A 25203-nucleotide genomic window follows, 5' to 3' on the forward strand; every position below is an offset into this window, starting at 1 on the left:
ATCCCCTTGAGCGGGGCAGGGGAATGGCGTAACCCGCCGGCTTGAACGCCCGGGGGGCCCAGCCCAATGAAATTTCTCGATCTCGCCAAGGTCTACATCCGCTCCGGCAGCGGGGGGAACGGCTGCGTCTCGTTCCGGCGCGAGAAGTTCATCGAGTACGGCGGCCCCAACGGCGGTGACGGCGGCGGCGGCGGTGATGTCTGGGCCGAGGCCGTGGACGGCCTCAACACCCTCATCGACTTCCGCTACCAGCAGCACTTCTTCGCCAAGTCCGGCCAGGCCGGCATGGGGCAGGGGAAGACCGGCAAGGACGGCGACGACATCACCCTGCGCGTGCCGGTGGGCACCGAGATCCTCGACGACGACGAGGAGACCCTGATCGCCGACCTGACTGAGCCCGGGCAGCGCGTCCTGCTCGCTCGCGGGGGGAACGGCGGCTGGGGCAACCTGCACTTCAAGACCGCGACCAACCAGGCCCCGCGCCATGCCAACCCCGGCCAGCCGGGGGTGGAGCGGACGATCTGGCTGCGGCTCAAGCTCATCGCCGACGTCGGTCTGCTGGGCCTGCCGAATGCCGGCAAGTCCACTTTCCTTGCCGCCACCTCGAACGCCCGACCCAAGATCGCGGACTATCCCTTCACGACCCTCGTGCCGAACCTCGGCGTGGTGGGGATCGACGGCGTGGAACTCGTGGTCGCCGACATTCCAGGCCTCATCGAGGGCGCCTCGGAGGGCAAGGGGCTGGGCGATCTCTTCCTGGGCCACGTCGAGCGCTCGGCGGCGCTCCTGCACCTCGTCGACGGCTCCTCCGGCGATCCCGTCCAGGACTGGCAGGTCATCGTCAACGAGATTGAGACCTACGGAGAGGGGCTCTCGGACAAGCCGCGGCTCACGGTTCTGTCGAAGATCGACACGCTCGACGCCGAGGAGCGCCAGTTCCTCGCCGACGAGCTGCGCGAGGCCGGGGCGGGAGAGGTCCTGCTCATGTCCGCCGTCTCGGGCGAGGGCGTGACCGAGGTCCTCCGAGCCCTGCGCCGCCTGGTGCGTGCCGAGGCCGAGCCCGCGGAGGACGAGGCGGAGGAGGGGCCGTGGCAACCCTGACCGACGCCCGCCGGATCGTCGTCAAGATCGGCTCGGCGCTTCTGGTCGACCGCGAGACCGGCGGTCTGCGCGCCGACTGGCTGCGTTCGCTTTCCCAGGACGTCGCGGCCCTGCGCAAGCGGGGCGCGGACGTGATCCTCGTGTCCTCCGGCTCGATCGCCCTAGGTCGCCGGGCACTCGGCCTGCCCACCAGCGAACTGCCGCTCGAACAGAGCCAGGCCGCCGCGGCGGTGGGCCAGATCCGTCTCGCGCGGGCCTACGAAGAGGCGCTCGCGCCCCATGACATCGTCACGGCCCAGGTGTTGGTGACGCTGGAGGACAGCCGCGACCGCCGCCGCTACCTCAATTCCCGCGCCACGCTGGAGACCCTCGTCGGTCTCGGCGTGACGCCCATCGTCAACGAGAACGACACTGTGGCGACCGACGAGATCCGTTACGGCGACAACGACCGGCTCGCCGCGCAGGTGGCCGTCACCGTCGGCGCGGATTGTCTCGTTCTGCTCTCCGACGTGGACGGCTTCTATTCCGCCAACCCCGTGACCGATCCCGAGGCGCACCGCTACGACCTGATCGACCGCATCACGCCCGAGATCGAGGCGCAGGCTGGCGATGCGGGCTCGGGCCTCTCCAAGGGCGGAATGAAGACCAAGCTGATGGCCGCCCGTACCGCCACCGAGGCGGGCTGCGCCATGGCGATCACCCTGGGGTCTCCACTCAACCCTCTGAAACGGCTGGAAGACGGCGCGCCCGCGACCTGGTTCTCGGCACAGACCACCCCGCAGGCCGCCCGCAAGCGCTGGATCGCGGCGATGAAACCCTGCGGTGAGATCACCGTCGACGCCGGCGCCGCCCGGGCGCTCGGCGAGGGCAAGAGCCTGCTCCCCGCCGGGGTGACCGAGGTGACGGGACGCTTCGACCGGGGCGATCCTGTCGCGATCCACGGCCCCGACGGAGCGCGACTGGCCGCCGGTCTCACCCGCTACACCGCCGCCGAGGCGCGCGCGATCCGCGGACGCCGGACGGCTGACATCGAGGCGGTGCTGGGCTACAAGGGGCGCAGCGTTCTGGTCCACCGCGACGACATGGTCAGCTGACCGCGCCGCGACCCGCCGGATGCCTCTGAAAACCGCCGCAGAAGGCCTTGATCCGAATGAAGGATTTCTCAGACATCCCCGCCCTGATGGCCGAGATCGGACGGAAGGCGAAAGCCGCCGCGGCCGAACTGGCCTATGCCTCGCCCGAGGCGAAGGCCAGCGCCCTGCGGTCCGCCGCGACGGCGCTGCGCGCGCGTGCCGGCGATATTCTCGAGGCCAACGCCCGGGACATGGAGGCAGCGCGCGAGAAGGACCTGAGCCCCGCCATGCTCGACCGGCTCTCGCTGGACGAGGGACGGATCGAGGGGATCGCCCGGGGGCTGGAGGCCGTCGCGGACCAGGACGATCCGGTCGGCGCGACCATCGCCGAGTGGGACCAACCCAGCGGCCTGCACATCAAGCGCGTCCGAACGCCCCTCGGCGTCGTCGGCGTGATCTACGAGAGCCGCCCGAACGTGACCGCCGACGCGGGCGCGCTCTGCCTCAAGGCGGGCAATGCCGTGATCCTGCGCGGCGGGTCGGAGAGCTTTCACACCTCGGGCGCGATCCACGACTGTCTCATCGCCGGCCTGCGCGAGGCAAACCTGCCGGATGACGCCATCCAGCGCATCCCGACCCGCGACAGGGCGGCGGTGCGCGAGCTGCTGACCATGACCGACACCGTCGACGTCATCGTGCCCCGGGGCGGCAAGGGGCTTGTCGGGCTGGTGCAGCGCGAGGCGCGCGTGCCTGTCTTCGCCCACTTGGAGGGGATCGTTCACATCTACCTGGACAAGGCCGCCGACCCCGAGAAGGCCAAGCGCGTCGTGCTCAACGCGAAGACACGCCGCACCGGCATCTGCGGCGCGGCCGAATGCCTGCTGGTGCACCGGGACGCTGTAAAGCTCGGGCAGGAGATCGTCGATCTGCTGAAGGCCGAAGGCGTCGAGGTGCACGCCGAGGGACTCGAGGGGTCGGTCCCCGCCACGGAGGCGGACTGGGGCATGGAATTCCTCGACATGAAGATCGCGGCGAAGGTGGTGGACGACATCGACGCGGCTATCGCCCACATCCGCCGCTACGGCTCCGACCACACCGACTGCATCCTGACCGAGGACGATGCCGCCGCCGACCGCTTCTTCCAGCGGCTCGACAGCGCGATCCTCATGCGCAACGCTTCGACCCAGTTCGCGGACGGGGGCGAGTTCGGCATGGGCGCGGAAATCGGTATCGCCACCGGCAAGATGCATGCCCGTGGACCGGTCGGCGCGGAGCAGCTGACGAGCTTCAAGTACATCGTGACGGGCGACGGCACGGTCAGAAGCTGATCGCGATCGCCCTCTCGCTTACCTGCACGCGGGCGTCCGAGCCGATATCCTCGAGCGCCTGCGGCAGCAGGGCGAACTGGACCGTGGCCGGCGTGACCACCGCCGGTGTCCCCTCCAGCATCTCCCAGGGTTCGGGCGCGCTGTCGATGCGCGGGCCGCGCCCTTCGATCCACCACCGGTCGCCGTCGGGCACCACGCGGACCGTGCCCCCGGTGGGCAGGGCGGTCTCGCAGCAGAGCATGGCGAGGAGGGCGGCGCGGACCTCCGGTCGGGGCTGCCGACCCGTCACGCGCCAGTCGAAGCCGGTGCGCGCCTCGGCGGTCATCTCGTCGAGCAGCGCCGCCACCTCCCCTGAGGGCAGGGCCTGCTCCGCGGGTGCGTTGCCGAAAGCCAGGCGGAAGAACCGGATGCGGGCCTGGGCGTTGGCCACCGAACGGCTGACCAGGTCGACCTCGTCGCCAGGGTCCGTGGACAGGCTCATGAGTTCCAGGCCGTTGGAAATCGCCCCGATCGGACTGATAAGATCGTGGCAGATGCGGGAGGCCACCATCGCGGAGAGCTGCCGATCATCCATGCCGAACCCACTACACCGGAGCGTCCCGCCATGACCGACATGAACGCGTTTCTAACCCCGGGGACGCTCGTCCGCCATCCCGGCGCGCCGGAATGGGGCTTGGGCCAGGTCCAGTCCAATATCGACGGGCGGATCACCGTGAACTTCCAGGACGAGGGCAAGGTCGTCCTGGATGCGAACCGAGTGGAACTTGAACTGGTCGCCCCCGACACCTGATTGTCGGACGCTAACACCAAAATGGTTAACAAATCTATAACAGTGACGTTGGCGCGGCTTCGGTTGCCATGAAGGGGGCCCCGCACTAGAAGACCGCGACCGATCCCCGATCCCGAGACGCTACCCGCATGCCTGGACCCGAGCCCGAGTTCGAGCTCCGTATCGCCCGAAGCCGGGACGAGATCGAGGCGGCGCAACGCTTGCGCTACGAGGTCTTCGTCGAGGAGCTCGGCGGCACCGGCGCCGGTGTCGATCACGGTGCGCGGCTGGAGACCGACGATTTCGACGGCGCGGCCCAGCACCTGCTGCTGCTCGACCGGTCGCGGGGCGGCCGTGTCGCGGGCGTCTACCGGCTCATGGACGAGAGCGGCGCCGACCGGATGGGCCGGTTCTACACCGAGGCCGAATACGACCTGACGCCGCTGCGCGCGGGAGGACGGCGGCTGCTGGAGCTTGGGCGCTCCTGCCTGCATCCGGACTACCGCGGCGGGACGGCGATGTTCCACCTCTGGACCGGGCTGGCCGAGCATGTGGCCCGGAGCGGGGCGGAGGTCCTCTTCGGCACCGCCTCCTTCCACGGCACCGATACCGAGGCGCTGCGCCAGCCCCTGTCCTTCCTGCACCACCACCACCTCGCGCCGCCGGACCTCCGCGTCACGGCGAAGCCGCCCGAGGCGGTGCCGCTCGACTTGCTGCCGCGCGACCGGGTGGACCGTAGGGCGGCGCTGCTCGCCATCCCGGCGCTGATCAAGGCCTACCTCAGGCTCGGCGGCTTCGTGGGGCAGGGCGCCTGGGTCGACCGCGCGTTCAATACCGTGGACGTCTGCCTCGTCATGGATACCGCGCGGCTCAATGCCCGCACCAGCCGCATCTACAGCCGGGAGGCCATCGGGTGAGCCAGGTCTGGCACGGTGAGAGCCCCCCGCCCGACCGCCGCGACACCAGCCGCGTGAGGGCCGTGCTGCGCGGCGGACCGATCGCGGCGATGGTCTTCGGCGGGCTCGTGCTGCTGCTGGCAGTGCGGCTCGTGGAGCGCCCGCTCTACGGGCAGCGGCGACCGGTGACGCCGCGGATCACCTGCGCGGTCTGCCGGGGGGCGCTGCGGATGCTCGGCCTCGACTACCGCGTCGAGGGGCAGCCGATGGAAGGGCCGGGGGCCGTCGTCGCCAACCATGCCTCCTGGCTCGACATCTTCGCGCTGAACGCCGGCCAGCGAATCTACTTCGTCTCCAAGGACGAGGTGCGTGGCTGGCCCGGCGTCGGCTGGCTGGCGCGGGCGACCGGCACGATCTTCATCCGGCGCGACCGGCGGGCGGCGGGAGACCAGGTGCGCCTCTTCGAGACGCGGCTCTCGGCGGGGCACAAGCTGCTGTTCTTCCCGGAAGGCACCTCGACCGACGGGCGGCGCGTGCTGCCCTTCAAGCCCACGCTCTTCGCCGCCTTCTTCGCCGAGCCCCTGCGCGAGACGCTCTGGGTCCAGCCGGTCAGCCTGGTCTACCGCGCGCCTGACGGGAGTGACGCCCGGTTCTACGGCTGGTGGGGCGGCATGGACTTCGCTCCGCACCTCATGGACACGCTCGGCGCGCGGCGGCAGGGCGGCGTGACCGTGGTCTTCCACGACCCGCTCAAGGTCTCGGACTTCGCCGACCGCAAGGCGCTGTCCCGCGCCTGCGAGGCGGCGGTCAGGGGAGAGGTGGAGGCCCGCCTGGACGGACCTCAGGCGCCCTCGTCCGAGACCGCGGGGACCGCCTTGAGGTAGGCCGCCATCGCCGCTCGGTCGGCGTCGGAGAGCTGCGCGGTGTTGCGCACGACCTCGGCCATCTCGCCGCCCGCGCTGTCGAACTCGGGCGTGAAGCCCGACTGCAGGTAGGCCGCGATATCGGCCTCGGACCAGTCGAGCCCGCCGGGCGTGATGTTCGGGATCCGCCCGTCGCCCGAGGGGTTCTCCGCGCCGCCCAGCCAGCGCTCGGTGTCGAGCCCGCCGAGCGCCGTCCGCGGCGTGTGGCACTCGCCGCAGTGGCCGAGCCCCTCGACCAGCTCGCGCCCGCGCATCAGTTCCGCCGTGTCGGCCGTCTCCAGCACGTAGTCCGGCGAGGCGTAGAGGCGCTTCCAGGCGCCGACCGCGCGGCGCATGGAATAGGGAAAGTCGAGCTCGTGCGGCGCGCTCTCGGCGTCGGAGCCGGGCAGGGTGCGCATGTAGGCCACGAGGTTGGCGATGTCCTGCGCCGAGGCCTTGGCGTAGGAGGCATAGGGGAAGGCCGGGTAGTAGTGCGCGCCTTCGGGAGAGACGCCCGCGCGCACGGCGTGGATCAGCTCGGCGTCCGACCACTCACCGACCCCCTGCGGGGAGGACGAGATGTTGGGCGAGACGAAGGTCCCGAACTCGGTCTCGAAGCGCTGGCCGCCGGCGAGCACCGGCGGCTCGCCCTCCTCGCGCTCGGCCTCCGGGGCGACGTGACAGGAGGCGCAGCCCGCGACCGCGAATGTCACGCGGCCCGCCTCGGGGTCGCCGTCCAAGACGGCATAGCTTTCTGGCACGGCGGGCGTTTCGGTCGCCCACCATGCAACGGCCCCCGCGATTGCCGCGAGGGCCACTGACAGTCGAAGTGCCTTCATCACTCGTCTTCTTGACGGAAGTCCTCGTGGCAGCCGCCGCAGGCCTGGCCGACGCCCTGCAGCCCGGCGCCGAGCGCCTCCTGACCGTCACCGGCCACGCTCTCGAGATCCATGGCGGCCTCGACCAGCTGGTCGGCGTAGCCACGGAACTCTTCCATGTTCTCCCAGATCGCGGGGAGGGCGCGGGTCTCGTCCGTCGCCTCGACGCTGGAGCCCTCGGGCCAGTAGGCCTGCTGGCTGACCTGCGCGACGAGCGCGAGGTCGGCGGCGGCGGTCTGCGCCATCTCGGCGTCGTAGGGGATGTTGCCGCGGGCCATGCCTCCGACGATGCCGAGGTTGTGCGCGTAGAGGTTCATATGCGCCTGGCGCGCGCCGATGGCCGCCTCGGTGGCCTGGTCCTGGGCGGGAAGAGCGCCGGCAAAGAGCGCGGCTGCGGCGGCGAGAGCGAGGCTCCGGGTGAATTTCATTGTCGCAATGTCCCTGTTGGTATCGTTACGTCAGGTGCAGCCTAGCTGCGGCGCGGCGCCGGAAACCAGTCACATAATTATGAAGACGCGATTATTCCGGCCTCATGGCCGCAGCGTGCGCGGACTCGCCGGGTCGAGCGTCGCCCAGTCCGGCCAGCCGACCCAGCGCTCCACCGCGGCGAGCGCGCAGAGCCCCGCCACGAGCGAGAGGATCAGGACGACCTGACGCGTCGAGGGCGGGTTCTGGGCCCATCGCTTGGCCCGCCAGAGCCAGCGCATGTAATGCATCAGGCCGCTCCGTCGGTCGCGGCGGCCTCGGCATTGGCCGGGAAGCGGACCTTGCCGATGTAGGGCAGGTTCCGGTCCCGCTGGGCGTAGTCGATGCCGTAGCCGACGACGAACTCGTCGGGAATCTCGAAGCCCACCCAGTCGGCGCGGAAGTCGACCTCGCGCCGGGAGGGCTTGTCGAGCAGAGCCACGGTCCGCAGCTTCCGCGGGTGGCGCGTGGCGAGATACTCGGTGACCCGGGCGAGCGTGTGCCCGGTGTCGACGATGTCCTCGACCACGAGGACGTCACGCCCGCCGATCTCGCCGCGCAGGTCCTTGAGGATGCGCACCTCGCGCGAGCTCTCCATGGAATTGCCGTAGGAGGAGGCCTCCAGGAAATCGACCTCCACCGGCAGGTTCGACAACTCCCGCGCGATGTCGGCGATGAAGACGAAGGAGCCGCGCAGCAGCCCCACGATGACAAGCTGGTCGGTGCCGGCGAATTCCGCCTCGATGGCGCGGGCGAGCGACTCGACCCTCGCGGCGATGGATTTGGCCGAGATCATCTGGTCGATCACGTAGTCGGTGCGGTTCATGGGGCTCCCCGGGTCTCTCTCGCCTGCGCAGCATAGCCACCCGCGCGGCGGTGTCACCCGGGCGATGCGGGCCTTCGCCTTGCCAATCGGGTCCACGGGCCGACATAAGAGGAAAGACCGAGACAGACGCGAGATCATGCCCAGCCATTCCGAGACCAGAGTGCTGCCCTACACGCCGCAGCAGATGTACGACCTCGTCGCCGACGTCGAGAGCTACCCCGAATTCCTGCCCTGGACCGCCGCTGCCCGCGTCCGCTCCACCGAGGAGCAGGGCGAGAAGGTGGTGAAGATCGCGGACCTCGTGATCTCCTTCCGCGTCTTCCGCGAGAAGTTCGGATCGCGCGTCACGCTCTGGCCGGAGAAACGGGTCATCGACACCGAGTACATCGACGGGCCCTTCCGCTACATGGAGAGCCGTTGGCGCTTCGAGGAGGACCCGGGCGGCTGCCGGGTGAGCTTCGACGTGGATTTCGAGTTCAAGAACCGCCTGCTGCAGGGGGCGGCGGGCATGTTCTTCAACGAGGCGATGCAGCGGATCGTCCGCGCCTTCGAGCGCCGGGCCAACGCGCTCTACGGCTGATCCGTGACCCCGCGGTGCGGCCCGTTCCGGGCCGCGCTCGGCAAGCCCGGCCCCGCCTCCGGCGGGCTCCGGGCGGTTTCGGGGCTCCGCCCCGTCCGCGGCTGCGCCGCGGACTCCCCGGGATATTTATCGCCCAGAAGAGGGGAGGGGGCCGAGGAGCGTCTCGGCGACCTCTTCGATCGTGCGGAGCTTGTCGAAATGGGAGAGCGGCACGAGCCTGTGGTCGGGACGCTCGGCCTTGGTCCCTTCGGCGTCGCCCTTGGTATGGCGGGCGACCTTCATGCCAGTGATGTCCGGCAAGGGTACATCCGGCCCGTTGCCGAACCAGCGATAGTGGTCGATCTCCAGATCGTCGGTCACCACTAGGCAGAGGACGCCGCCGGCCGGTCGAGCGGCGAGGCGGAGACCGACGGCGAAACTGCTCCGGCGTCCGTCGACATGCTTTGCTTTCAACTGAAGATGTCGGGTCACGTCGCCGCGGCTGACGACAAGGTCGTAGCCGCCCGCGTCGAACTCGGACCGGAGAATCTCGACATCGTGGACCCCGCGCCGCCAGCAGAGGCGCAGGAGGTCTGCGATGAAGCCGTGTTCCAGGATGATCTCGCGAAGCACGGACTGGCGCGAATGAGCCTCGCGCAGGTCCTGTCCGGTCACGCGAGCATCACCATCGGGTTCTCAAGGTTGGCCTTCACCGCCTCGAGGAACTGGGCGCCGAGGGCGCCGTCGATGACGCGGTGATCGACCGAGAGGGTCACGGACATGACCGTCGCGGTGGTGATCTCTCCGTCCTCGCCGACGACCGGTTTCTTGACGCCGGCGCCCACGGCCAGGATCGAGCCGTGCGGCGGGTTGATGACCGCGTCGAAGTTCTCGATGCCGAACATCCCGAGGTTGGAGATCGCGAAGCTGCCGCCCTGGTATTCGTGGGGCGCGAGCTTGCGGTCGCGGGCGCGGCTGGCGAGGTCCTTCATCTCGGCCGAGAGGGCGGAGAGCGACTTGAGGTGCGCGTCCTTCAGGACCGGGGTGAAGAGCCCGCCCTCCACGGCGACGGCAACCGCCACGTCCGAGGGCTTGAGCTTCAGCAGCCGGTCACCGGCCCAGACGGCATTGGCGTCGGGCACCTCCTGCAGCGCCAGGGCGCAGGCCTTGATGATGAAGTCGTTGACCGAGAGCTTCACGCCCTTGGGCTCGAGCTGCTTGTTGAGCTCGGAGCGGAACTTCAGCAGGGCGTCGAGCTTCAGGTCGCGGCGCAGGTAGAAGTGCGGAATGGTCTGCTTGGCCTCGGTGAGGCGCGCGGCGATGGTCCGGCGCATGCCGTCGAGCTTGACCTCCTCGTACTCGCGGCCCTCGTACATCGGGATGACCTGGTCGGCGCCGGCGCCCGAGGGCATGGCCGCGGGGCCCACGGGGGCCTTGGAGTCCTTGGCGGCGGGGGCGGCGGCCTCCTTGGCCTTCGACGGCTCGAAGCCCTCGATGTCGGCCTTGACGATGCGGCCCTTGGGCCCGGTGCCCTTCACCTCGGCGAGGTCGATGCCCCGGTCCTTGGCGATGCGGCGGGCGAGGGGAGAGGCGAAGATGCGCTCGCCCTCCTTGCGCGGGGCCGCACCGGCCGAAGAGCCGCTCTCCGGGGCGGACCCGGAGGTTGCCGCGGCGTCCTTCTGGTCGCCCTGGCGGCCGTAGCCCTGTGCGGGCTCGGTCTGGCCGGAGGGTTCGGCCGGTTCGGCGTGGGAGCTCTCGTCGCGGTCCTTCGGCTCGGAGGACGTCTCGCCGATGTCGTCGGCGCTCTCGCCCTCTTCCAGCAGGACGGCGATGGGCTGGTTCACCTTCACGCCCTCGGTGCCTTCCTCGACGAGGATCTTGCCGATGGTGCCCTCGTCCACGGCCTCGAACTCCATGGTGGCCTTGTCGGTCTCGATCTCGGCCAGCAGATCGCCGGAGGAGACGGTGTCGCCCTCCTTGACCAGCCACTTGGCGAGGGTGCCTTCCTCCATGGTCGGAGAGAGCGCGGGCATCAGGATTTCGGTGGGCATCTCTTAGTCCTCCACGAGCTCCAGCAGGGTATAGGGCGGCCTGACGGGCCGGCCTTCCCGGTAGGCAAGAAGCGTCTCTTCGATCTGGCGCGCATGCCGGGCGAGCCAGTCATGGGCGGTCTGGTGGCCATGGCCCCCGGTCAGGGCCATGGTGTGCGACATCATGTGGTCGGGGACAAGCGCGGTGACCCCGTGGGCCCGGACCCTGTAGGCCTCCGCCGCGCTATCCCTCCCCAGGACCTCCATCTACTTGCGGTAGGTCACTGTGTTGACCGCCCCGATCACCTCCTCGGTGGTGATGAGGGCATGGCGCTCGAGGTTGGCGGCATAAGGCATGGGCACGTCCTTGCCCGTCACGCAGAGCACCGGCGCGTCGAGGTAGTCGAAGGCGTTCTCCATGACGTGGGCCGAGATGTGGTTGGACATCGAGGCCACCGGCCAGCCCTCCTCGCAGACGACGAGGCGGTTGGTCTTCCGGACGCTCTCGAGCACCGTCGCGTAGTCCAGCGGGCGCAGCGAGCGCAGGTCAACGACCTCCACGTCGACGCCTTCCTCGGCGAGTTTCTCGGCGGCCTCCATGGCGTAGGTCATGCCGATGCCCCAGGAGACGATGGTGGCATCCGAGCCCTCGCGCGCGACGCGGGCCTTGCCGAGGGGAATGGTGAAGTCCTCGATCACCGGCACCTCGAAGGAGCGGCCGTAGAGGATCTCGTTCTCCAGGAAGATCACCGGGTTGGGGTCGCGCACGGCGCTCTTGAAGAGGCCTTTGTAGTCGGCCGCGGTGTAGGGCATCACGACCTTCAGGCCGGGAACCGAGGCGTACCAGGCGGCGTAGTCCTGGCTGTGCTGGGCCCCCACGCGGGCGGCGGCGCCGTTGGGGCCGCGGAAGACCATGGGACAGCCCATCTGGCCGCCGGACATGTAGAGCGTCTTGGCCGCCGAGTTGATGATCTGGTCCATCGCCTGCATGGCGAAGTTGAAGGTCATGAACTCGACGATGGGCTTCAGCCCGCCGAAGGCCGCGCCGACGCCGAGACCGGCGAAGCCGTGCTCGGTGATCGGGGTGTCGATGACGCGCTTCTCGCCGAAGCGGTCGAGCAGCCCCTGGGTGATCTTGTAGGCGCCCTGGTACTCGGCCACCTCCTCGCCCATCAGGAAGACGTTCTCGTCGCGCTCCATCTCCTCGGCAATGGCGCTGTTGAGCGCCTCGCGGACGGTCATGCTCTTGGTCTCGGTGCCCTCGGGCCAGTCCGGCGAGCGGTCGGCCTTGGCGGGCTCGGCGCCGGGCTGCTGGGCCGCGGGAGCGTCGGGGGCAGGGCGGTCCTCGTCGGATTTCGCCTTGGCGGGGGCCTTCTCCCCGGACTCCCCGGAGGCGTCGTCATCGGACCTGGCCTCACCCGAACCGCTCTCGATGTCGTCGGCGCTCTCGCCCTCCTCCAGGAGGACGGCGATGGGCTGGTTGACCTTCACGCCCTCGGTGCCTTCGCCGACGAGGATCTTGCCGATCGTGCCTTCGTCGACGGCCTCGAACTCCATTGTCGCCTTGTCGGTCTCGATCTCGGCCAGGATGTCGCCCGAGGAGACCTCGTCGCCTTCCTTGACCAGCCACTTGGCCAGCGTGCCTTCCTCCATGGTCGGAGACAGCGCGGGCATCAGGATCTCGGTGGGCATCTCAGATCGCCTCCCCTTGCGGCAGCTCCTTGGAGTAGATATCGGTCCAGAGCTCGTCGAGATCGGGCTCCGGGCTCTCCTTGGCGAAGTCGGCCGCGCCGTTGATGGTGTCCTTGACCTCCTTGTCGACGGCCTTGAGGTCGTCCTCGGAGGCATGTTTGCCGTCGACGAGCATCTTGCGGATGTTCTCGATGGGATCGCGCTCGTCGCGCATCTTCTGCACCTCCTCGCGGGTCCGGTACTTGGCCGGGTCCGACATGGAGTGGCCGCGGTAGCGGTAGGTGTTCACCTCGAGGATGTAGGGGCCTTCGCCCGCGCGGCAGTGCTTGACCGCCTTGTCGCCGGCCGCCTTCACCGCCAGCACGTCCATCCCGTCGACCGCCTCGCCGGGGATGCCGAAGGCCGCGCCGCGCTCCCAAAGGCTCTTGGACTTGGTGGCGCGCTTGACACTCGTGCCCATGGCGTACTGGTTGTTCTCGATGACGTAGACGATGGGCAGGTCCCAGAGTTCGGCCATGTTGTAGCTCTCGTAGACCTGGCCCTGGTTGGCGGCGCCGTCGCCGAAGTAGCAGAAGGTCACCCGGTCGTTCTCGAGGTACTTGTCCGCGAAGGCGAGGCCGGTGCCGAGCGGCACGTTGGCGCCGACGATGCCGTGGCCGCCGTAGAAGTGCTTCTCGCGGCTGAACATGTGCATCGAGCCGCCCTTGCCCTTGGAGTAACCGCCCTCGCGGCCGGTGAGCTCGGCCATGACGCCCTTGGGGTCCATGCCGCAGGCCAGCATGTGGCCGTGGTCGCGGTAGGTGGTGATGCGCTTGTCGCCCTCCTCGGCCGCGGCCTCGAGGCCGACGACGACGGCCTCCTGGCCGATGTAGAGGTGGCAGAAGCCGCCGATCAGGCCCATGCCGTAGAGCTGGCCGGCCTTCTCCTCGAACCGGCGGATGAGGAGCATGTCCTTGTAGTACTGCAACAGCTCTTCAGCGGATACGTTCGGCTTCGCAGCCGACTTTCTCGTCGCCATGAGACCTCCTCCCCAGGGGGGTTGCGGCAAGTAGTTTAGATTTAAACTATTCCATAGCCCAGCCGCGGCGAGAGTGCGAGCGCGATTTTTCCCGCATTCGCCCGATCCGCCGCAACCCGCCCATGCCAGCGGCGCATGGCGCATCATTCTTCTGGGCGAAAATATTCCTCGGGGGGAGTCCGCGCAGCGGACGGGGGGCAGACAGCCCCCCTCTCGACCGGGACGCTCCGCGAGGAGCGGGCCGGGCTCAAGACAGCGCGCCGAAGGCGCTCATCTGGATCGGTTTCCGCAAATCAGCGGACGACGACCTCGTCGGAGCGGATCAGGCCCAGCACGTCGCGGGCGCGCTCGTCGAGCAGGTCGAGGTCGAGGTAGTCGTCCGAAAGCCGCTGGGTGAGGTTCTCCATCCGGGCGACATCCGCTTCCAGCAGGGTGAGCTCAGCGCGCAGGTCGCGGGCCTCGGCGGTCACCTCCGCGCGGCGGAAGACGCCGTAGTCGCCCTGCACGGCGGCGAAGACGAAGTAGAAGCTCAGGAGCAGGGCCGCCAGGAAATAGAGGATGGCGCCCAGGGGCATGCGGCTCTTGCGGGTCATCTCTGTCTCGTCTGCCTCGGTCTCGTCCGCCTCTCGCGGGCGGTGGTCAGTGCAGAGTGGCACAGGCCGCGCCCGGAGGGAATCCCCTGCGTGCACGCCGCAGGGGAAAACCCGGGGATCAGCCCGCGACCGAGGCCGCGTGGATCGAGTCGATGGCCGAACCGAGCGCCTCGTCGAACTCCGCCTCGCTCTGCTGCGCCGAGAGACCGCCAATCAGCGCGCGGCTGAACGAGGCGATCATGCCCTTCTGGCGCGAGAGGATCGCGTTGGCCTCCTCCAGCGAGTAGCCGCCCGAGAGCGCGACTACCTTCATCACCATCGGGTGCTCGATCAGCGGGCGGTAGAAGTTGTCCTCCGAGGGCAGCGAGAGCTTCAGCATCAGCGGCTCGGTCTGGTCGTCGAGATGCGCCAGGATCGCCTCCTGCAGCAGGTCCTCGGCCTCCGCCTTGTCCGGAATGGTGATCGTGACCTCGGGCTCGAGGATCGGCACCAGCCCGTGGCCGAGGATCTGCCGGCCCACCCGGAACTGCTGGTCGACGATGGCGCGGATCCCCTCGGGGTTCGCGGCGTCCACGACCGAGCGCATCTTCGTGCCGAAGACGCCGTGCGACACGGCCCGCTTGCAGAGATCGTCGAGCCCGGGGATCGGCTTCATCAACTTCACGCCGTTCTCGGCCTCCTCCAGTCCCTTGTCGACCTTGAGGAAGGGGACCACGCCCTTTTCCTCCCAGAGGTAGGCCGCCGAGGGCTTGCCGCCGATCTCGCGGTCCATGGTCTGTTCGAAGAGGATCGCACCGACCACCTTGTCGCCGGTGAAGACGGGCGAGCGGCAGATCCGCGCGCGCATCTCGTGGATCAGGTCGAACATCTCCTCTTCCGAGGAATACTGGTCCTCCTCGATCCCGTACATCTTCAGCGCCTTGGGCGTGGACCCGCCCGACTGGTCCAGCGCCGCGATGAAGCCGTCGCCGGCCCGGATCTTGGCTGCCATCTCTTCGTTCATGTCGCGGGCTCCCGTTCTGTGCTGACCTTGCGGCGAGACTAGGCGAGGGGGCGGGGCGCCGCAATCGGACAGCGGGCATTGCCGCCGCCGCGCCCCGGGGCTACCCCCGGAGGCGTGGCAGCAAGGAGAGACCGGGTGATCGCGCTCATCGCCGGAGAGGGAGCCCTGCCGGGCGAGATCTGCGCCCGGCTGGCCGCGCGCGGCACGCCGCCGCTGGTCTGCGTGATGGAGGGTGTTGCGCCGGATGTACCCGAGGCGCTGCCCCGAACGACGTTCCGGCTCGAGACGCTGGGCACGTTCCTGCAGGAGTTGCGCGACCGAGGCGTGGAGGCGCTCTGCATGGCGGGCGCCATGCGTCGTCCCCCGGTCGATCCCGCCCGGATGGACGCCGCCACCGCCCCGCTCGCCGCGCGGATCGAGGAAGGGCTGCGGCAGGGGGACGACGGCACCCTGCGTACCTTCATCGCGATCTTCGAGGAGCACGGCATCGAGGTGCTGGCGGTCCACGAGATCGTCCCCGACCTGTTGCCGCCGGCGGGTGTCCTCGCGGGAGCCGCACCGGATCACCGCCGCCGGGCGGAGGCGCGGCTCGGGGAGGCGACGGTCGCCGAGATGGGCGCCGCCGACACCGGCCAGGCCTGCGTGATCTCGGGTGACCGGGTGATCGCGCGCGAGGGGCCGGAGGGTACGGACGCCATGCTGGCGGGCGTCGAGGCCCCCGGCGCCATGCTCTTCAAGGCGCCGAAACCGGACCAGGACCGCCGCGCCGACCTGCCGGTCGTCGGCCCCGAGACCGCCCGCGGGGCCGCGCGGGCCGGGCTCGGCGCGATCTGCATCGAGGCGGGCGGCGTCATGGTTCTGGGCCGTGACGAGACCACCCGCCTCTGCGCCGAGGCCGGGATCACGCTCTGGGTGCGCGGATGAGGGTCTTTCTGATCGTGGGCGAGCCCTCGGGCGACAAGCTGGGCGCGGCGCTCATGGCGGGGCTCAAGTCGCTGCGTTCGGGCATGGCCTTCGAGGGCATCGGCGGGCCGCTGATGACCGACGAGGGGCTCTCCTCCCGCTTCCCGATGGAGGAGCTCTCGGTCATGGGGATCGCCGAGGTGCTGCCGAAATACTTTCACCTCAAGCGCCGCATCCGCGAGACGGCGGAGGCGGTGCTGGAGGAGCGGCCCGACGTGCTGGTCACGATCGACTCGCCCGACTTCTGCCTGCGCGTCGCGGATATCGTGAAGGCCCGCAGCGACATCCGCATCGTTCACTACGTGGCGCCCTCGGTCTGGGCCTGGCGGCCGAAGCGGGCGGAAAAGCTCGCCAGGCGCGTCGACCAGGTGCTGGCGCTGCTGCCCTTCGAGCCGCCCTACATGGAGGCCGCGGGCGTGGCCTGCGATTTCGTGGGTCATCCCGTCGTGTCGGATCCCATCGCCTCCGAGGCCGACGCGATGCGCTTCCGCCATGCGCATGACCTCGACGGTGTGCCCTTCGTCCTGGCGCTCCCCGGCTCGCGGAAGGGGGAGGTCAAGCGGCTCGCCGACCGCTTCGGCGCGGCGCTGCGGATCGCCCTGAAGAACGCCCCTGGCGCGCGGGTCGTCGTGCCCGCCGCCGCGCCGGTCGCGGATCTCGTGCACGAGGCGGTGGCCGATTGGCCGGGCCGGCCGATCGTCCTCGACCCGCGCCGCTCGCCCGACGCCTGGGCGGAGAAGCGCGCGGCCTTCCGTGCCGCCGACGTGGCGCTCGCCGCCTCCGGAACCGTCTCGCTGGAACTGGCCGCGGCCGGAACGCCGATGGTTGTCGCCTACGACATGGCGCCGCTCACCCGGGCGGTGATCTCGCGGATGTTGCGGGTGGACACGGTGACGCTCGTGAACCTCGTGAGCGAGACCCGCACCGTGCCCGAGTACATCGGCCGGAACTGCCGGGCCGAGCGCATCGCGGAGGGCCTTGCGCGGATCATGTCCGACCCGGGGCCCCAGCGCGCCGCCATGGACCTGACGATGGAGCGGCTGGGCCGCGACGGCGAGCCTCCCGGTGTCCGCGCGGCGCGGGCGGTGCTCGACGGGCTCAGTCGGGATCGATGATCTTGCGCGGCCCGGGGCCGCGTTCGGCCAGCCGGTCGCCCGGGTTGTAGAGACCGCAGGTTTCCAGGCTCAGGCAGCCACAGCCGATGCAGCCGTCGAGCCGGTCGCGGAGGCGCTCGAGCTCGCCAATGCGCTCGTCGATGCGGTCGCGGAAGCCCTCGGAGATGCGCGTCCAGTCGGCCTTGGAGGGCGCGCGGTGGTCGGGCAGGTGCGCCATGTGCGCGGCGATCTCGGAGAGCGGGAAGCCCAGCCGCTGCGCGATCATCGCGAAGGAGAGCCGCCGGATGTCGGGCCGCCCGTAGCGGCGGTGGCCGCCGGCGTTGCGGACGGGCTTCACGATCCCGTGGGTCTCGTAGAACCGGATGGCCGAGACGGCGAGGCCGGTCCGGTCGGCGAGGTCGCCGATGGTGAGCCCCTGCGCGGCCATGACGTTCTCCTTGATCTGAAGTGGACTTGAGAAATTACACCCGAGTCGTGACCGGAACTCAAGGAGACAGACAATGGCACGACTGGAACATGTGAACCTGACGGTGGAGGACCCCGACGCGACGGCGGCGATGCTCTGCGACCTCTTCGGCTGGCACGTCCGCTGGGCCGGCGGCGCGATCCACGACGGGCGATCGGTCCACGTGGGCGGGGAGGACAGCTACCTGGCGGTCTACTCCGGCCCCGGCGGCCCGGACCGCGAGGCGGACAACAGCTACCGGATGAAGGCGGGGCTCAATCACCTCGGCGTCGTCGTGGGCGACCTCGACGCGGTGGAGGCGAAGGTGCGTGCCAGGGGCTACGCGCCGCACAGCCACGCCGACTACGAGCCCGGCCGGCGGTTCTACTTCCGCGAGGAGAACGGGGTCGAGATCGAGGTGGTGAGCTACGACTAGCCCCGGAGCCAGCGTGCCTCGTTCGCCTCGATGGCGGCGATGCGCTCTTCGCTCTTGGGGTGGCTCAGCATCCAGGCGGGCATGCCGCCCTTGGCGCCCGTCAGCCCCTCCAGCTTGGTGAAGAGGCTCTTCTGCGCGTCCGTGCCGATGCCGGACTTCAGCAGCAGGGCCGAGGCGTAGGCGTCGGCCTCGTACTCGTCGCTGCGCGAAAGCTTGGCGGCGAGCAGCGAGGTCAGCCCGCCCGCGATCCAGACGCCGATGCCGGGGATGATCCTGTTGAGGAACATGGCCAGCACGGTCCGGATCGCGTTCTGGCCGGAAAAGTCGATCATCCGCCGGCGGGAGTGCCCGAGCGCGACGTGGCCCAGCTCGTGCGCGATGACGCTCGCCATCTCCTCGGCGCTGACCTCGCCCGAGCGATAGCGGTCGTAGAACCCCCGGGTGATGAAGATCCGCCCGTCGGGCGCGGCGAGCCCGTTGACGGGCGAGATTTCGTAGATGTGAACCCGGATGCGGTCGATCTCCAGCGCCCGGGCCATCCGGTCGAGCACCTTGCGCAGGCGCGGATCGGCAAGCTCGGTCGACTTGGAATCGAGTTCCCGTTTCGTCCGCCAGACGGAAAAGCGGTACATGGCCAGCGCGTAGAGCACGGCGAGCAGGATGGGGGTGACCTTCAGCATGCGCCGGATATGGGGGTCCCGGGGCTCCCGGGAAAGGTGTCACATAAAGCCCACAAATTGATCTATCGCCGGAACCGGCACGGGGGCCTGCGCTTTGTTCCTCCGTCCCTGGGTGGGCAATGGACGACGAGCAGCGTCCGGAACCGAGAGGCGAACGATGACGGAGCGAGATGCGGACAGGGCCGGAATGGCCGACGGATTGCGCAAGGTGTACGGCACACCGGGCGACGTGCCCGATGCGCTTCAGGCCCTTCTGAACAAGCTGGCCGAGGCCGATCAATCGGCTGAGCGAAACTCGCGTGCGCGAGAGACGGCCCACCGCTGAGGCCGACCGGAGCGGCTCACTTCCTGAGCCGCTTCATTCCCCGATCGAGACCGTCGAGCGTCATGGGAACCATGCGCTCGTCTCCCATGATCTCGCGGATCATCTGGATTGACTGCGTCCAGCCCCAGTGCTCCTCCGGCACCGGGTTGATCCAGAGGTGCTGCGGCCACTGGTCGCGCGCCCGTTCAAGCCAGACCTGGCCCGCCTCGCGGTTCCAGTGCTCGTTGGCGCCGCCGGGCAGGGCGATCTCGTAGGGGCTCATTGAGGCGTCGCCGACGAAGATGCAGACCCACTCCGGCCCGTAGCCGTGCAGCAGGTCCCAGGTCGGGGTCTGCTGTGTCCAGCGCCTCCGGTTGTCGCGCCAGACGCCCTCGTAGAGACAGTTGTGGAAGTAGAAGGTCTCGAGGTGCCGGAACTCCGACCGCGCCGCCGAGAAGAGGTCCTCCACCATGGAGACATGCGGGTCCATCGAGCCGCCCACGTCGAGGAAGAGCAGCACCTTCGCCGCGTTCTGCCGCTCGGGCCGGGTCTTCACGTCGAGGTAGCCCTGCCGCGCCGTCTCGCGGATCGTGCCCTCGAGGTCGAGCTCTTCCTCCGCCCCCTCGCGCGCCCAGCGGCGCAGGCGCTTGAGCGCGACCTTGATGTTGCGCGTGCCGATCTCCCGGTCGCCGTCGAGATTGCGGAACTCGCGCCGGTCCCAAACCTTCACCGCGCGGCGGTGGCGGCTCTCGTCCTGACCGATACGGACGCCCTCGGGGTTATAGCCGTAGGCGCCGAAGGGCGAGGTCCCGGCGGTGCCGATCCACTTCGATCCGCCCTGGTGCCGGCCTTCCTGCTCATTCAGCCGTTCGCGCAGCGTCTCCATCAGCTTGTCGAAGCCGCCGAGGCTCTCGATCTCGGCCATCTCCTCGGGCGAGAGGTGTTTCTCCGCCTGCTTTCGCAGCCAGTCCTCGGGCAGGTCCAGGGCCTCCAGCACCTCGTCGAGGCTCAGGTCCTGCGCCCCGGCGAAGGCCGCCGAGAAGGCGCGGTCGAAGCGGTCGATGTGCCGCTCGTCCTTCACCAGCGCCGCGCGCGCGAGGTAGTAGAAGCCCTCCACGTCGTAGAGGACCACGCCCGTTCTCAGGGCGGCGAGGAAGTCGAGATGCTCGCGCAGGCTGACCGGGACCTTGTGGTCGCGCAGGGCCTGGAAGAAGGGCAGGAACATGCCCGGTCAGGTATAGCTGCGCTCGATGAAGACCAGAACGAAGAGCCCCACGATCCCGAGGATCATGGCGCCAACGGCGGCCCACTGCAGGATGTCGGCGCGCTTGCCGCCCTGCCGCCGCGCGGCGAGGGCGCCCAGCAGGGCGCCGATCACGAGGCCGCCGAAAGGATAGATCATCGCGCGCTCCCCGGGCTGCGGGTCAGAGGGCGGAGGCGGGTCTCAAGGCGGCAATCTCGCGCTGCCGGGCCCGCACCTCCGCGTCGGAGCCGAAGCCGTAGCGCGCCCAGCGGAGGCTGTCCAGACGGGTCTCCCGTGCCGCGTCGAACTGCCCCGTGAGCTCTAGCCCCTCGGCCCGGAACATCATCAGCGTGGCGAGCAGGGCCGCGTTCTCGTGCGCCCGCGCCACCGGGATCGCGGGCTCCACGAGATCGAGCACTGCCTGTCCATTGCCGCCCCTGAGCTCGAAGGCCGCGAGCTGGACCGCGACGTGCGCGGCGTGGATCCGGGTCAGCGAGCTGCCCGAGTAGGCGCGCGCCGAGGCGGTGAAGGCCGCGTGGGCCGCGTTGCCGTCGTGGCCCACCATGAGGCGCCCGTAGGCATAGTGCGCGAAGCCCTCGCGCGCCCCGGTCCAGCCGAAGGCGCGGGCCATGTCGACGGCCCGCGAGGCGGCGGCGCGGCGGGTTCCGGGGGTGGCGTCGCTCGACAGCGCCGTCTGCATCGCCTGGACCCAGTCCTGGCTCACCCCGCCGCCCGCGCCGCGCCCGCCGGCCTCGCCCGCCGGGTTGAGCCGGGCGAGCACCGCCGGCAGCCGGGCCTGGACCTGCGCGCGGCTCATGCCGTTGCGCAGTTCGGGGGCGTAGTAGGTGCGAAGCACCAGCATGTCGAAGCCGGTGAGAACGGCGTGGATGTTGTCGTCGTTGAAGACCGAATCCGGCAGCCGGTAGAGGTCGTTGAGCGGCCCCAGAGCCTGCGCCAGCTCCTCGTGCAGGCAGTCGCGGATCTCCTGCGGGGCCGCGTCCGAGGGCACGAAGATCGCCGCCCGGTCGCGCCGGGTCAGGGTCGTCCAGTCGACCTGCGGCGAGCGCCGCGCGGCGGAGAACTCCGCCCAAGAGGAGACGCGCGGCACAACGAAGCAGGCGGCGCGCGGTACCGCGCGGCGCAGCGTGGCCGAGGGCACGGCCTCCACGGTGATCGAGGCCGCGCCGCCCGAAGGGGCGGGCCCGATCTCGATGCCCGCCTCGCGCCGCAACCGGCCCAGCAGCGCCGAGAGATCGGTCGAAAGCGAGGCCGGGGCGCGGCCGGTCACCCGGACGGTGATCGGCTCCTCGAAGCGGGTGAGGGTGGGCACCGACCGCCCGCTCTCCATCCGGAAGGCAAGGTCGAGGAAATCCCGCGAGATCTCGGCGTTCGAGCGCAGCGGGGCCCGGGCAGGGGCCCCGGCGAAGCCCTGCATCGGCGGCAGCGCGGCGTCGGTGCCGGGCGCGCGGGTCGGCGTCTCGACCGGTGCGCAGGAGGCCAGCAGAAGGGCGGCGGTCAGGAGGGCGCGACGCATGGGCTCAGGGCCTGTCGTACTTGATGAAGGGCGAGAGCGTTCCGATCCGGTCATAGAGCCTGCGCGCTTCGTGGTTGAAGTCCTGAGTCATCCAGTTGACGCGCGGCGACCCGGCGGCATCCGCCTCGGCGTAGACCGCCTCGATCAGCGCCCGGCCCACGCCGCGTCCGCGCGCCTCCGGGACGGCGTAGAGATCCTGCAGGTAGCAGGCGTCCTCGACCCGCCAGCAGTGGCGGTGAAAGATGTAGTGCACGAGGCCGACCGGGCGTTCGCCGTCCAGCGCGAGCCGTGCGTGCATCGGCTCGTCCTCCGACAGCAGGCGCGCGAAGGTGGTCCGGTAGACCTCCTCGGCCACGCGCGTTTCATAGAACTCCAGGTAGGCCGTCCAGAGCCCGCGCCACTCCGCCTCGTCGGCGGCGGTCAGCGGGCGGATCCCGACCGGCTCGTTTGCCTCGGTCACACCGCTCTCCTTCTTCGTCCGGTCCGGCCTGCCAGCGGACCCCGGCCTTTTCGGGGCCCCGCCGGGGCGGTTGCCGGGCCCGGATGCGCGCCTTTTGCGGCATTCCAACCCGGGACGGTCGCGATTTCACCCGGTTTCGCCACAACCGCCGGACGAGCGTCCACAACCGTGGCCCGGAAGGCGCACCGCCCCCGTCTTCTGGGGCGAAATATCCCGGGGGAGACGCCCCCGGGGCACCGGGGGCGGCGGGGGGCAGCGCCCCCCCCCTGGGCGACGCGGCCGCCTAGCGCTCGCGCCGGGCCATGAAGACCAGCCGCTCGAAAAGATGCACGTCCTGCTCGGTCTTCAGCAGCGCGCCGTGGAGCCGGGGCAGGGCGTCGCGAGTGTCGCCCCGAAGGTCCTCGGGCGACAGGTCCTCGGCGAGCAGCAGCCGCAGCCAGTCGAGCACCTCCGAGGTCGAGGGCTTCTTCTTCAGCCCCGGCGTCTCGCGAATCTCGTAGAACCGGGTCAGCGCGGCGGTCAGCAGTTCGTCGCGGATGCCGGGGTGGTGCAGCTCCACGATCCGGCGAAGCGTCTCCATGTCGGGGAAGGCGATGTAGTGGAAGAAGCAGCGCCGCAGAAAGGCATCCGGCAGCTCCTTCTCGTTGTTCGAGGTGATGATGACGATGGGGCGATGCCGCGCCCGCACGGTCTCACCGGTTTCGTAGACGTGGAACTCCATCCGGTCGAGTTCCTGCAGCAGGTCGTTGGGAAACTCGATGTCGGCCTTGTCGATCTCGTCGATCAGCAGCACGACCCGTTCTTCGGCCTCGAAGGCCTGCCAGAGCTTGCCCCGCCGGATGTAGTTAGCGACCTCGTTCACCCGGGGATCGCCGAGCTGACTGTCGCGCAGGCGGCCCACGGCGTCGTATTCATAGAGACCCTGCTGGGCGCGCGTGGTAGATTTCACGTGCCATTCGAGGATCGGCAGGCCGAGCCCCCGGGCCACCTGCCGCGCCAGCTCGGTCTTTCCGGTGCCGGGCTCGCCCTTGACCAGAAGCGGCCGCTCCAGCGCGACGGCCGCGTTGACGGCGACCGAGAGGTCATGTGTCGCGACGTAATCCTGCGTTCCCGCGAACTGCACGGCAGATCCTTCCGATGTGAGTTTGTCAAGCCATACCTACAGCTTGCAGGGCATGCTTCAACTGTTCTCCACGCTTATTTGGGGGGGTGACAGCGGGCAGCTTCGCGAGTAAAGGGTGCGCTCAGAAGGGGACGCCGCATGACTGGTTACCTGCACAAGCCAGACCACGGCGAGGCAAGGGATAACAAGATGAAGGCCGAGGTTTTCCTCCCGGACGATTATCGTCCCGCCGAAGATGAACCGTTCATGAACGATCGCCAGCTCGAGTACTTCCGCCGGAAGCTGCTCACCTGGAAGGCCGACATTCTCGAGGACAGCCGCGACACCATCGAGGGGATGAAGGACGGGACCCGCAACATTCCCGACATCGCCGACCGCGCCTCGGAGGAGACCGACCGCGCGCTCGAGCTGCGCACGCGGGATCGCCAGCGCAAGCTGGTCTCCAAGATCGACGCCGCGCTGCGGCGGATCGAGGAGGGCGAGTACGGCTACTGCGAGATAACCGGCGAGCCGATCTCGCTGAAACGGCTCGACGCCCGCCCGATCGCGACCATGAGCCTCGAGGCGCAGGAGCGTCACGAGCGCCGCGAGAAGGTTCACCGGGACGACTGAGGTGACCGTCGCCGTCATAGGCGGCGGTATCGGCGGGCTCGCGGTCGCGGCGGCGGTCGCGCGCCGCGGGGCCGGGGTCACACTCTTCGAACAGGCGCCGGAACTCACCGAGATCGGCGCCGGCATCCAGATCACGCCGAACGGCGGGCGCGTCCTCGACGCGCTCGGCCTCGCCGACGAGGCCGCCCGGCGCGGCATCGCCGCCGAGGCGGTCGAGCCCATGGACGGGCTCACCGGCAAGCCGGTCGCCCGCTTCGACCTGACGGGCCTCGAGGGGCCGCCCTACCGCTTCTTCCATCGCTCCGACCTGATCGACATGCTCGCAGGGGCCGCGCGTGCGGCCGGGGTCGAGATCCGGCTCGGCGCGCGGATCGCCGAGGTCGCGCCCGACGGCAGCTTCGCCGTGGACGGGGAGACGGTCCGGCCCGACCTCACGGTGGGCGCGGACGGGATCCGCTCGGTCGTCCGCCCGGTCCTGAACGGCGCCGACACGCCCTTCTTCACCGGCCAGGTGGCCTGGCGCGCCGTGGTGGCGGCCGAGGCGCCGCCCGCCGCGCGGATCTGGATGGCCCCGGGCCAGCACGTCGTCAGCTACCCGCTCCCGGGCGGGCGGGTGAATCTCGTGGCCGTGCAGGAACGGCGCGAATGGACCGAGGAAGGATGGCATCACGCCGCCGACCCGGGCGACCTGCGCCATGCCTTTCGCCACTTCTCCGGCCGGGTCCGGGGGCTGCTGTCGCACGTCGACCGCGTGCGGGTCTGGGGCCTCTTCCGACATCCGGTGGCCGGCACCTGGGCGCGGGACGGCCTGGCGCTGCTGGGCGACGCGGCGCATCCGACGCTGCCCTTCCTGGCGCAGGGCGCGAATCTCGCGCTCGAGGATGCCTGGTGCCTGGCGCGGGCCTGGGAAGAGGACCGGCTCGATGGCTACGGGGCGGATCGCGCCCCGCGCGTCCGTCGTGCCGTCGCGGCGGCGGAGGCCAACGCGCGGAACTATCACCTGCGGGGACCCGCGCGCCTTGCCGGGCTGGGGGCGGTCAAGGCGGTCGGGCTGCTTGCCCCGCGCCGGTTCCTTGCGCGGCTCGACTGGCTCTACGGCCACGACGTGACGGCCTGAGCGTCCAAATTTGGACGCTCCGTCAAGTCATTGAAATC

General features: G+C 69.8%; 32 protein-coding genes. 13 read left to right on the top strand and 19 right to left on the bottom strand.

The annotated features are described in order from the left end of the window. Positions 1-66 precede the first annotated feature (66 nt). From obgE to F3S47_RS06385, 3 genes are read left to right on the top strand one after another with little or no spacing between them, the layout of a single operon-like run. Complete coding sequence (gene obgE, locus F3S47_RS06375; RefSeq protein WP_150444417.1) at positions 67-1101, top strand: GTPase ObgE; 1035 nt, start codon at positions 67-69, stop codon at positions 1099-1101. Further along, positions 1089-2195 carry a glutamate 5-kinase gene (gene proB, locus F3S47_RS06380; protein WP_150444418.1) on the top strand — a complete coding sequence of 369 codons (1107 nt, stop codon included), beginning with the start codon at positions 1089-1091 and terminating at the stop codon, positions 2193-2195. Before obgE ends, proB begins: the two co-directional genes overlap by 13 nt. A gap of 56 nt (positions 2196-2251) precedes the next feature. Further along, on the top strand, positions 2252-3502 hold the full coding sequence (locus F3S47_RS06385) for a glutamate-5-semialdehyde dehydrogenase (RefSeq protein WP_150444419.1): 1251 nt from the start codon (positions 2252-2254) through the stop codon (positions 3500-3502). Here the strand turns inward: F3S47_RS06385 and F3S47_RS06390 are convergent. Then, on the bottom strand, positions 3492-4076 hold the full coding sequence (locus tag F3S47_RS06390) for a histidine phosphotransferase family protein (protein ID WP_150444420.1): 585 nt from the start codon (positions 4074-4076) through the stop codon (positions 3492-3494). The two genes, F3S47_RS06385 and F3S47_RS06390, sit on opposite strands and share 11 nt — an antisense overlap. Before the next feature lie 30 nt (positions 4077-4106). Here F3S47_RS06390 and F3S47_RS06395 point away from each other — a divergent pair, with 30 nt between their 5' ends. The 3 genes from F3S47_RS06395 (at position 4107) to F3S47_RS06405 (ending at position 6051) form a co-directional block, all read left to right on the top strand. Continuing rightward, entirely contained in the window at positions 4107-4292 is a 186-nt protein-coding gene (locus tag F3S47_RS06395; protein ID WP_150444421.1) for a DUF3553 domain-containing protein, read from the top strand. 128 nt (positions 4293-4420) lie between these two features. Beyond that, entirely contained in the window at positions 4421-5188 is a 768-nt protein-coding gene (locus F3S47_RS06400; protein ID WP_150444422.1) for a GNAT family N-acetyltransferase, read from the top strand. Continuing rightward, on the top strand, positions 5185-6051 hold the full coding sequence (locus F3S47_RS06405; RefSeq protein WP_150444423.1) for a lysophospholipid acyltransferase family protein: 867 nt from the start codon (positions 5185-5187) through the stop codon (positions 6049-6051). The genes F3S47_RS06400 and F3S47_RS06405 overlap by 4 nt, the downstream gene beginning before the upstream one ends. Here the strand turns inward: F3S47_RS06405 and F3S47_RS06410 are convergent. The 4 genes from F3S47_RS06410 to hpt form a co-directional block, all read right to left on the bottom strand. Continuing rightward, a complete protein-coding gene (locus F3S47_RS06410; protein ID WP_191090103.1) occupies positions 6009-6908 on the bottom strand; it encodes a cytochrome c in 900 nt (299 codons plus the stop codon). The genes F3S47_RS06405 and F3S47_RS06410 overlap by 43 nt on opposite strands. After that, positions 6908-7375 (bottom strand): c-type cytochrome, encoded by a 468-nt coding sequence (locus tag F3S47_RS06415; protein WP_150444425.1) that lies wholly within the window; start codon positions 7373-7375, stop codon positions 6908-6910. The genes F3S47_RS06410 and F3S47_RS06415 overlap by 1 nt, the downstream gene beginning before the upstream one ends. 102 nt (positions 7376-7477) lie before the next feature. Further along, the gene (locus F3S47_RS06420; protein WP_150444426.1) at positions 7478-7663 is read right to left on the bottom strand and encodes a hypothetical protein; all 186 of its coding nucleotides are present in this window, start codon (positions 7661-7663) and stop codon (positions 7478-7480) included. Further along, on the bottom strand, positions 7663-8238 hold the full coding sequence (gene hpt / locus F3S47_RS06425) for a hypoxanthine phosphoribosyltransferase (protein WP_150444427.1): 576 nt from the start codon (positions 8236-8238) through the stop codon (positions 7663-7665). Before hpt ends, F3S47_RS06420 begins: the two co-directional genes overlap by 1 nt. 136 nt (positions 8239-8374) lie before the next feature. Between hpt and F3S47_RS06430 the strand changes: the two genes are divergently transcribed. Continuing rightward, the gene (locus F3S47_RS06430; protein WP_150444428.1) at positions 8375-8818 is read left to right on the top strand and encodes a type II toxin-antitoxin system RatA family toxin; all 444 of its coding nucleotides are present in this window, start codon (positions 8375-8377) and stop codon (positions 8816-8818) included. Positions 8819-8944: 126 nt separating this feature from the next. Here the strand turns inward: F3S47_RS06430 and F3S47_RS06435 are convergent, their stop codons facing one another. From F3S47_RS06435 to F3S47_RS06465, 7 genes are all read right to left on the bottom strand, one after another. Continuing rightward, entirely contained in the window at positions 8945-9472 is a 528-nt protein-coding gene (locus F3S47_RS06435; protein WP_150444429.1) for a hypothetical protein, read from the bottom strand. Further along, positions 9469-10848 carry a pyruvate dehydrogenase complex dihydrolipoamide acetyltransferase gene (locus F3S47_RS06440; RefSeq protein ID WP_150444430.1) on the bottom strand — a complete coding sequence of 460 codons (1380 nt, stop codon included), beginning with the start codon at positions 10846-10848 and terminating at the stop codon, positions 9469-9471. Before F3S47_RS06440 ends, F3S47_RS06435 begins: the two co-directional genes overlap by 4 nt. Before the next feature lie 3 nt (positions 10849-10851). Then, positions 10852-11094 carry a hypothetical protein gene (locus F3S47_RS06445; RefSeq protein WP_150444431.1) on the bottom strand — a complete coding sequence of 81 codons (243 nt, stop codon included), beginning with the start codon at positions 11092-11094 and terminating at the stop codon, positions 10852-10854. Next, a complete protein-coding gene (locus F3S47_RS06450) occupies positions 11095-12519 on the bottom strand; it encodes a pyruvate dehydrogenase complex E1 component subunit beta (RefSeq protein WP_150444432.1) in 1425 nt (474 codons plus the stop codon). Between the two features lies 1 nt (position 12520). Then, positions 12521-13537: a pyruvate dehydrogenase (acetyl-transferring) E1 component subunit alpha gene (gene pdhA, locus F3S47_RS06455; RefSeq protein ID WP_150444433.1), complete on the bottom strand. Its 1017-nt coding sequence runs from the start codon at positions 13535-13537 to the stop codon at positions 12521-12523. Positions 13538-13830: 293 nt separating this feature from the next. Further along, a complete protein-coding gene (locus F3S47_RS06460) occupies positions 13831-14130 on the bottom strand; it encodes an FtsB family cell division protein (RefSeq protein ID WP_150444434.1) in 300 nt (99 codons plus the stop codon). A 118-nt stretch (positions 14131-14248) separates the two neighbouring features. Further along, the gene (locus F3S47_RS06465; protein WP_150444435.1) at positions 14249-15133 is read right to left on the bottom strand and encodes a fructose bisphosphate aldolase; all 885 of its coding nucleotides are present in this window, start codon (positions 15131-15133) and stop codon (positions 14249-14251) included. 135 nt (positions 15134-15268) lie between these two features. On the opposite strand from F3S47_RS06465, the gene F3S47_RS06470 reads away from it, so the two are divergent. Beyond that, positions 15269-16057 (top strand): LpxI family protein, encoded by a 789-nt coding sequence (locus F3S47_RS06470; protein WP_150444436.1) that lies wholly within the window; start codon positions 15269-15271, stop codon positions 16055-16057. Then, complete coding sequence (lpxB, locus tag F3S47_RS06475) at positions 16054-17211, top strand: lipid-A-disaccharide synthase (protein ID WP_150444437.1); 1158 nt, start codon at positions 16054-16056, stop codon at positions 17209-17211. The genes F3S47_RS06470 and lpxB overlap by 4 nt, the downstream gene beginning before the upstream one ends. Here lpxB and soxR read toward each other — a convergent pair. After that, positions 17195-17638 carry a redox-sensitive transcriptional activator SoxR gene (gene soxR, locus F3S47_RS06480; protein WP_150444438.1) on the bottom strand — a complete coding sequence of 148 codons (444 nt, stop codon included), beginning with the start codon at positions 17636-17638 and terminating at the stop codon, positions 17195-17197. The two genes, lpxB and soxR, sit on opposite strands and share 17 nt — an antisense overlap. Before the next feature lie 73 nt (positions 17639-17711). Between soxR and F3S47_RS06485 the strand changes: the two genes are divergently transcribed. Next, complete coding sequence (locus tag F3S47_RS06485) at positions 17712-18092, top strand: VOC family protein (RefSeq protein WP_150444439.1); 381 nt, start codon at positions 17712-17714, stop codon at positions 18090-18092. Here F3S47_RS06485 and F3S47_RS06490 read toward each other — a convergent pair. Beyond that, positions 18089-18772 carry a M48 family metallopeptidase gene (locus tag F3S47_RS06490; RefSeq protein WP_150444440.1) on the bottom strand — a complete coding sequence of 228 codons (684 nt, stop codon included), beginning with the start codon at positions 18770-18772 and terminating at the stop codon, positions 18089-18091. The two genes, F3S47_RS06485 and F3S47_RS06490, sit on opposite strands and share 4 nt — an antisense overlap. A gap of 187 nt (positions 18773-18959) precedes the next feature. Between F3S47_RS06490 and F3S47_RS19330 the strand changes: the two genes are divergently transcribed. After that, positions 18960-19097 carry a hypothetical protein gene (locus F3S47_RS19330; RefSeq protein ID WP_191090104.1) on the top strand — a complete coding sequence of 46 codons (138 nt, stop codon included), beginning with the start codon at positions 18960-18962 and terminating at the stop codon, positions 19095-19097. Between the two features lie 16 nt (positions 19098-19113). On the opposite strand, the gene F3S47_RS06495 is transcribed toward F3S47_RS19330, so the two are convergent. The 5 genes from F3S47_RS06495 to F3S47_RS06510 all read right to left on the bottom strand — a co-directional run bounded on the left by F3S47_RS06495 (position 19114) and on the right by F3S47_RS06510 (position 23436). Beyond that, the gene (locus tag F3S47_RS06495) at positions 19114-20301 is read right to left on the bottom strand and encodes a vWA domain-containing protein (RefSeq protein WP_150444441.1); all 1188 of its coding nucleotides are present in this window, start codon (positions 20299-20301) and stop codon (positions 19114-19116) included. A 6-nt stretch (positions 20302-20307) separates the two neighbouring features. Next, positions 20308-20478, bottom strand: a complete 171-nt coding sequence (locus F3S47_RS19335; RefSeq protein ID WP_191090105.1) for a hypothetical protein — start codon at positions 20476-20478, stop codon at positions 20308-20310. A 22-nt stretch (positions 20479-20500) separates the two neighbouring features. Beyond that, a complete protein-coding gene (locus F3S47_RS06500) occupies positions 20501-21853 on the bottom strand; it encodes a DUF2927 domain-containing protein (RefSeq protein WP_150444442.1) in 1353 nt (450 codons plus the stop codon). A 4-nt stretch (positions 21854-21857) separates the two neighbouring features. Continuing rightward, positions 21858-22313, bottom strand: a complete 456-nt coding sequence (locus tag F3S47_RS06505; RefSeq protein ID WP_150444443.1) for a GNAT family N-acetyltransferase — start codon at positions 22311-22313, stop codon at positions 21858-21860. A gap of 283 nt (positions 22314-22596) precedes the next feature. Further along, on the bottom strand, positions 22597-23436 hold the full coding sequence (locus F3S47_RS06510; protein ID WP_150444444.1) for an AAA family ATPase: 840 nt from the start codon (positions 23434-23436) through the stop codon (positions 22597-22599). A 189-nt stretch (positions 23437-23625) separates the two neighbouring features. On the opposite strand from F3S47_RS06510, the gene dksA reads away from it, so the two are divergent. Further along, complete coding sequence (dksA, locus tag F3S47_RS06515) at positions 23626-24048, top strand: RNA polymerase-binding protein DksA (protein WP_150445027.1); 423 nt, start codon at positions 23626-23628, stop codon at positions 24046-24048. A gap of 1 nt (position 24049) precedes the next feature. Continuing rightward, on the top strand, positions 24050-25165 hold the full coding sequence (locus tag F3S47_RS06520) for an FAD-dependent monooxygenase (RefSeq protein WP_150444445.1): 1116 nt from the start codon (positions 24050-24052) through the stop codon (positions 25163-25165). The last annotated feature ends 38 nt before the right edge of the window (positions 25166-25203 follow it).

The sequence above is a fragment of the Histidinibacterium aquaticum genome, assembly GCF_008710275.1.
GTDB classification, from domain to species: Bacteria; Pseudomonadota; Alphaproteobacteria; order Rhodobacterales; family Rhodobacteraceae; genus Oceanicola; species Oceanicola aquaticus.

Coding starts and splice junctions, on each gene's coding strand:
- obgE (WP_150444417.1), top strand. CDS start 67: ATGAAATTTCTCGATCTCGCCAAGGTCTACATCCGCTCCGGCAGCGGG.
- F3S47_RS06385 (WP_150444419.1), top strand. CDS start 2,252: ATGAAGGATTTCTCAGACATCCCCGCCCTGATGGCCGAGATCGGACGG.
- F3S47_RS06390 (WP_150444420.1), bottom strand. CDS start 4,076: ATGGATGATCGGCAGCTCTCCGCGATGGTGGCCTCCCGCATCTGCCAC.
- F3S47_RS06395 (WP_150444421.1), top strand. CDS start 4,107: ATGACCGACATGAACGCGTTTCTAACCCCGGGGACGCTCGTCCGCCAT.
- F3S47_RS06400 (WP_150444422.1), top strand. CDS start 4,421: ATGCCTGGACCCGAGCCCGAGTTCGAGCTCCGTATCGCCCGAAGCCGG.
- F3S47_RS06410 (WP_191090103.1), bottom strand. CDS start 6,908: ATGAAGGCACTTCGACTGTCAGTGGCCCTCGCGGCAATCGCGGGGGCC.
- F3S47_RS06415 (WP_150444425.1), bottom strand. CDS start 7,375: ATGAAATTCACCCGGAGCCTCGCTCTCGCCGCCGCAGCCGCGCTCTTT.
- F3S47_RS06420 (WP_150444426.1), bottom strand. CDS start 7,663: ATGCATTACATGCGCTGGCTCTGGCGGGCCAAGCGATGGGCCCAGAAC.
- hpt (WP_150444427.1), bottom strand. CDS start 8,238: ATGAACCGCACCGACTACGTGATCGACCAGATGATCTCGGCCAAATCC.
- F3S47_RS06430 (WP_150444428.1), top strand. CDS start 8,375: ATGCCCAGCCATTCCGAGACCAGAGTGCTGCCCTACACGCCGCAGCAG.
- F3S47_RS06440 (WP_150444430.1), bottom strand. CDS start 10,848: ATGCCCACCGAAATCCTGATGCCCGCGCTCTCTCCGACCATGGAGGAA.
- F3S47_RS06445 (WP_150444431.1), bottom strand. CDS start 11,094: ATGGAGGTCCTGGGGAGGGATAGCGCGGCGGAGGCCTACAGGGTCCGG.
- F3S47_RS06450 (WP_150444432.1), bottom strand. CDS start 12,519: ATGCCCACCGAGATCCTGATGCCCGCGCTGTCTCCGACCATGGAGGAA.
- pdhA (WP_150444433.1), bottom strand. CDS start 13,537: ATGGCGACGAGAAAGTCGGCTGCGAAGCCGAACGTATCCGCTGAAGAG.
- F3S47_RS06460 (WP_150444434.1), bottom strand. CDS start 14,130: ATGACCCGCAAGAGCCGCATGCCCCTGGGCGCCATCCTCTATTTCCTG.
- F3S47_RS06465 (WP_150444435.1), bottom strand. CDS start 15,133: ATGAACGAAGAGATGGCAGCCAAGATCCGGGCCGGCGACGGCTTCATC.
- lpxB (WP_150444437.1), top strand. CDS start 16,054: ATGAGGGTCTTTCTGATCGTGGGCGAGCCCTCGGGCGACAAGCTGGGC.
- soxR (WP_150444438.1), bottom strand. CDS start 17,638: ATGGCCGCGCAGGGGCTCACCATCGGCGACCTCGCCGACCGGACCGGC.
- F3S47_RS06485 (WP_150444439.1), top strand. CDS start 17,712: ATGGCACGACTGGAACATGTGAACCTGACGGTGGAGGACCCCGACGCG.
- F3S47_RS06490 (WP_150444440.1), bottom strand. CDS start 18,772: ATGCTGAAGGTCACCCCCATCCTGCTCGCCGTGCTCTACGCGCTGGCC.
- F3S47_RS19330 (WP_191090104.1), top strand. CDS start 18,960: ATGGCCGACGGATTGCGCAAGGTGTACGGCACACCGGGCGACGTGCCC.
- F3S47_RS06495 (WP_150444441.1), bottom strand. CDS start 20,301: ATGTTCCTGCCCTTCTTCCAGGCCCTGCGCGACCACAAGGTCCCGGTC.
- F3S47_RS19335 (WP_191090105.1), bottom strand. CDS start 20,478: ATGATCTATCCTTTCGGCGGCCTCGTGATCGGCGCCCTGCTGGGCGCC.
- F3S47_RS06500 (WP_150444442.1), bottom strand. CDS start 21,853: ATGCGTCGCGCCCTCCTGACCGCCGCCCTTCTGCTGGCCTCCTGCGCA.
- dksA (WP_150445027.1), top strand. CDS start 23,626: ATGAAGGCCGAGGTTTTCCTCCCGGACGATTATCGTCCCGCCGAAGAT.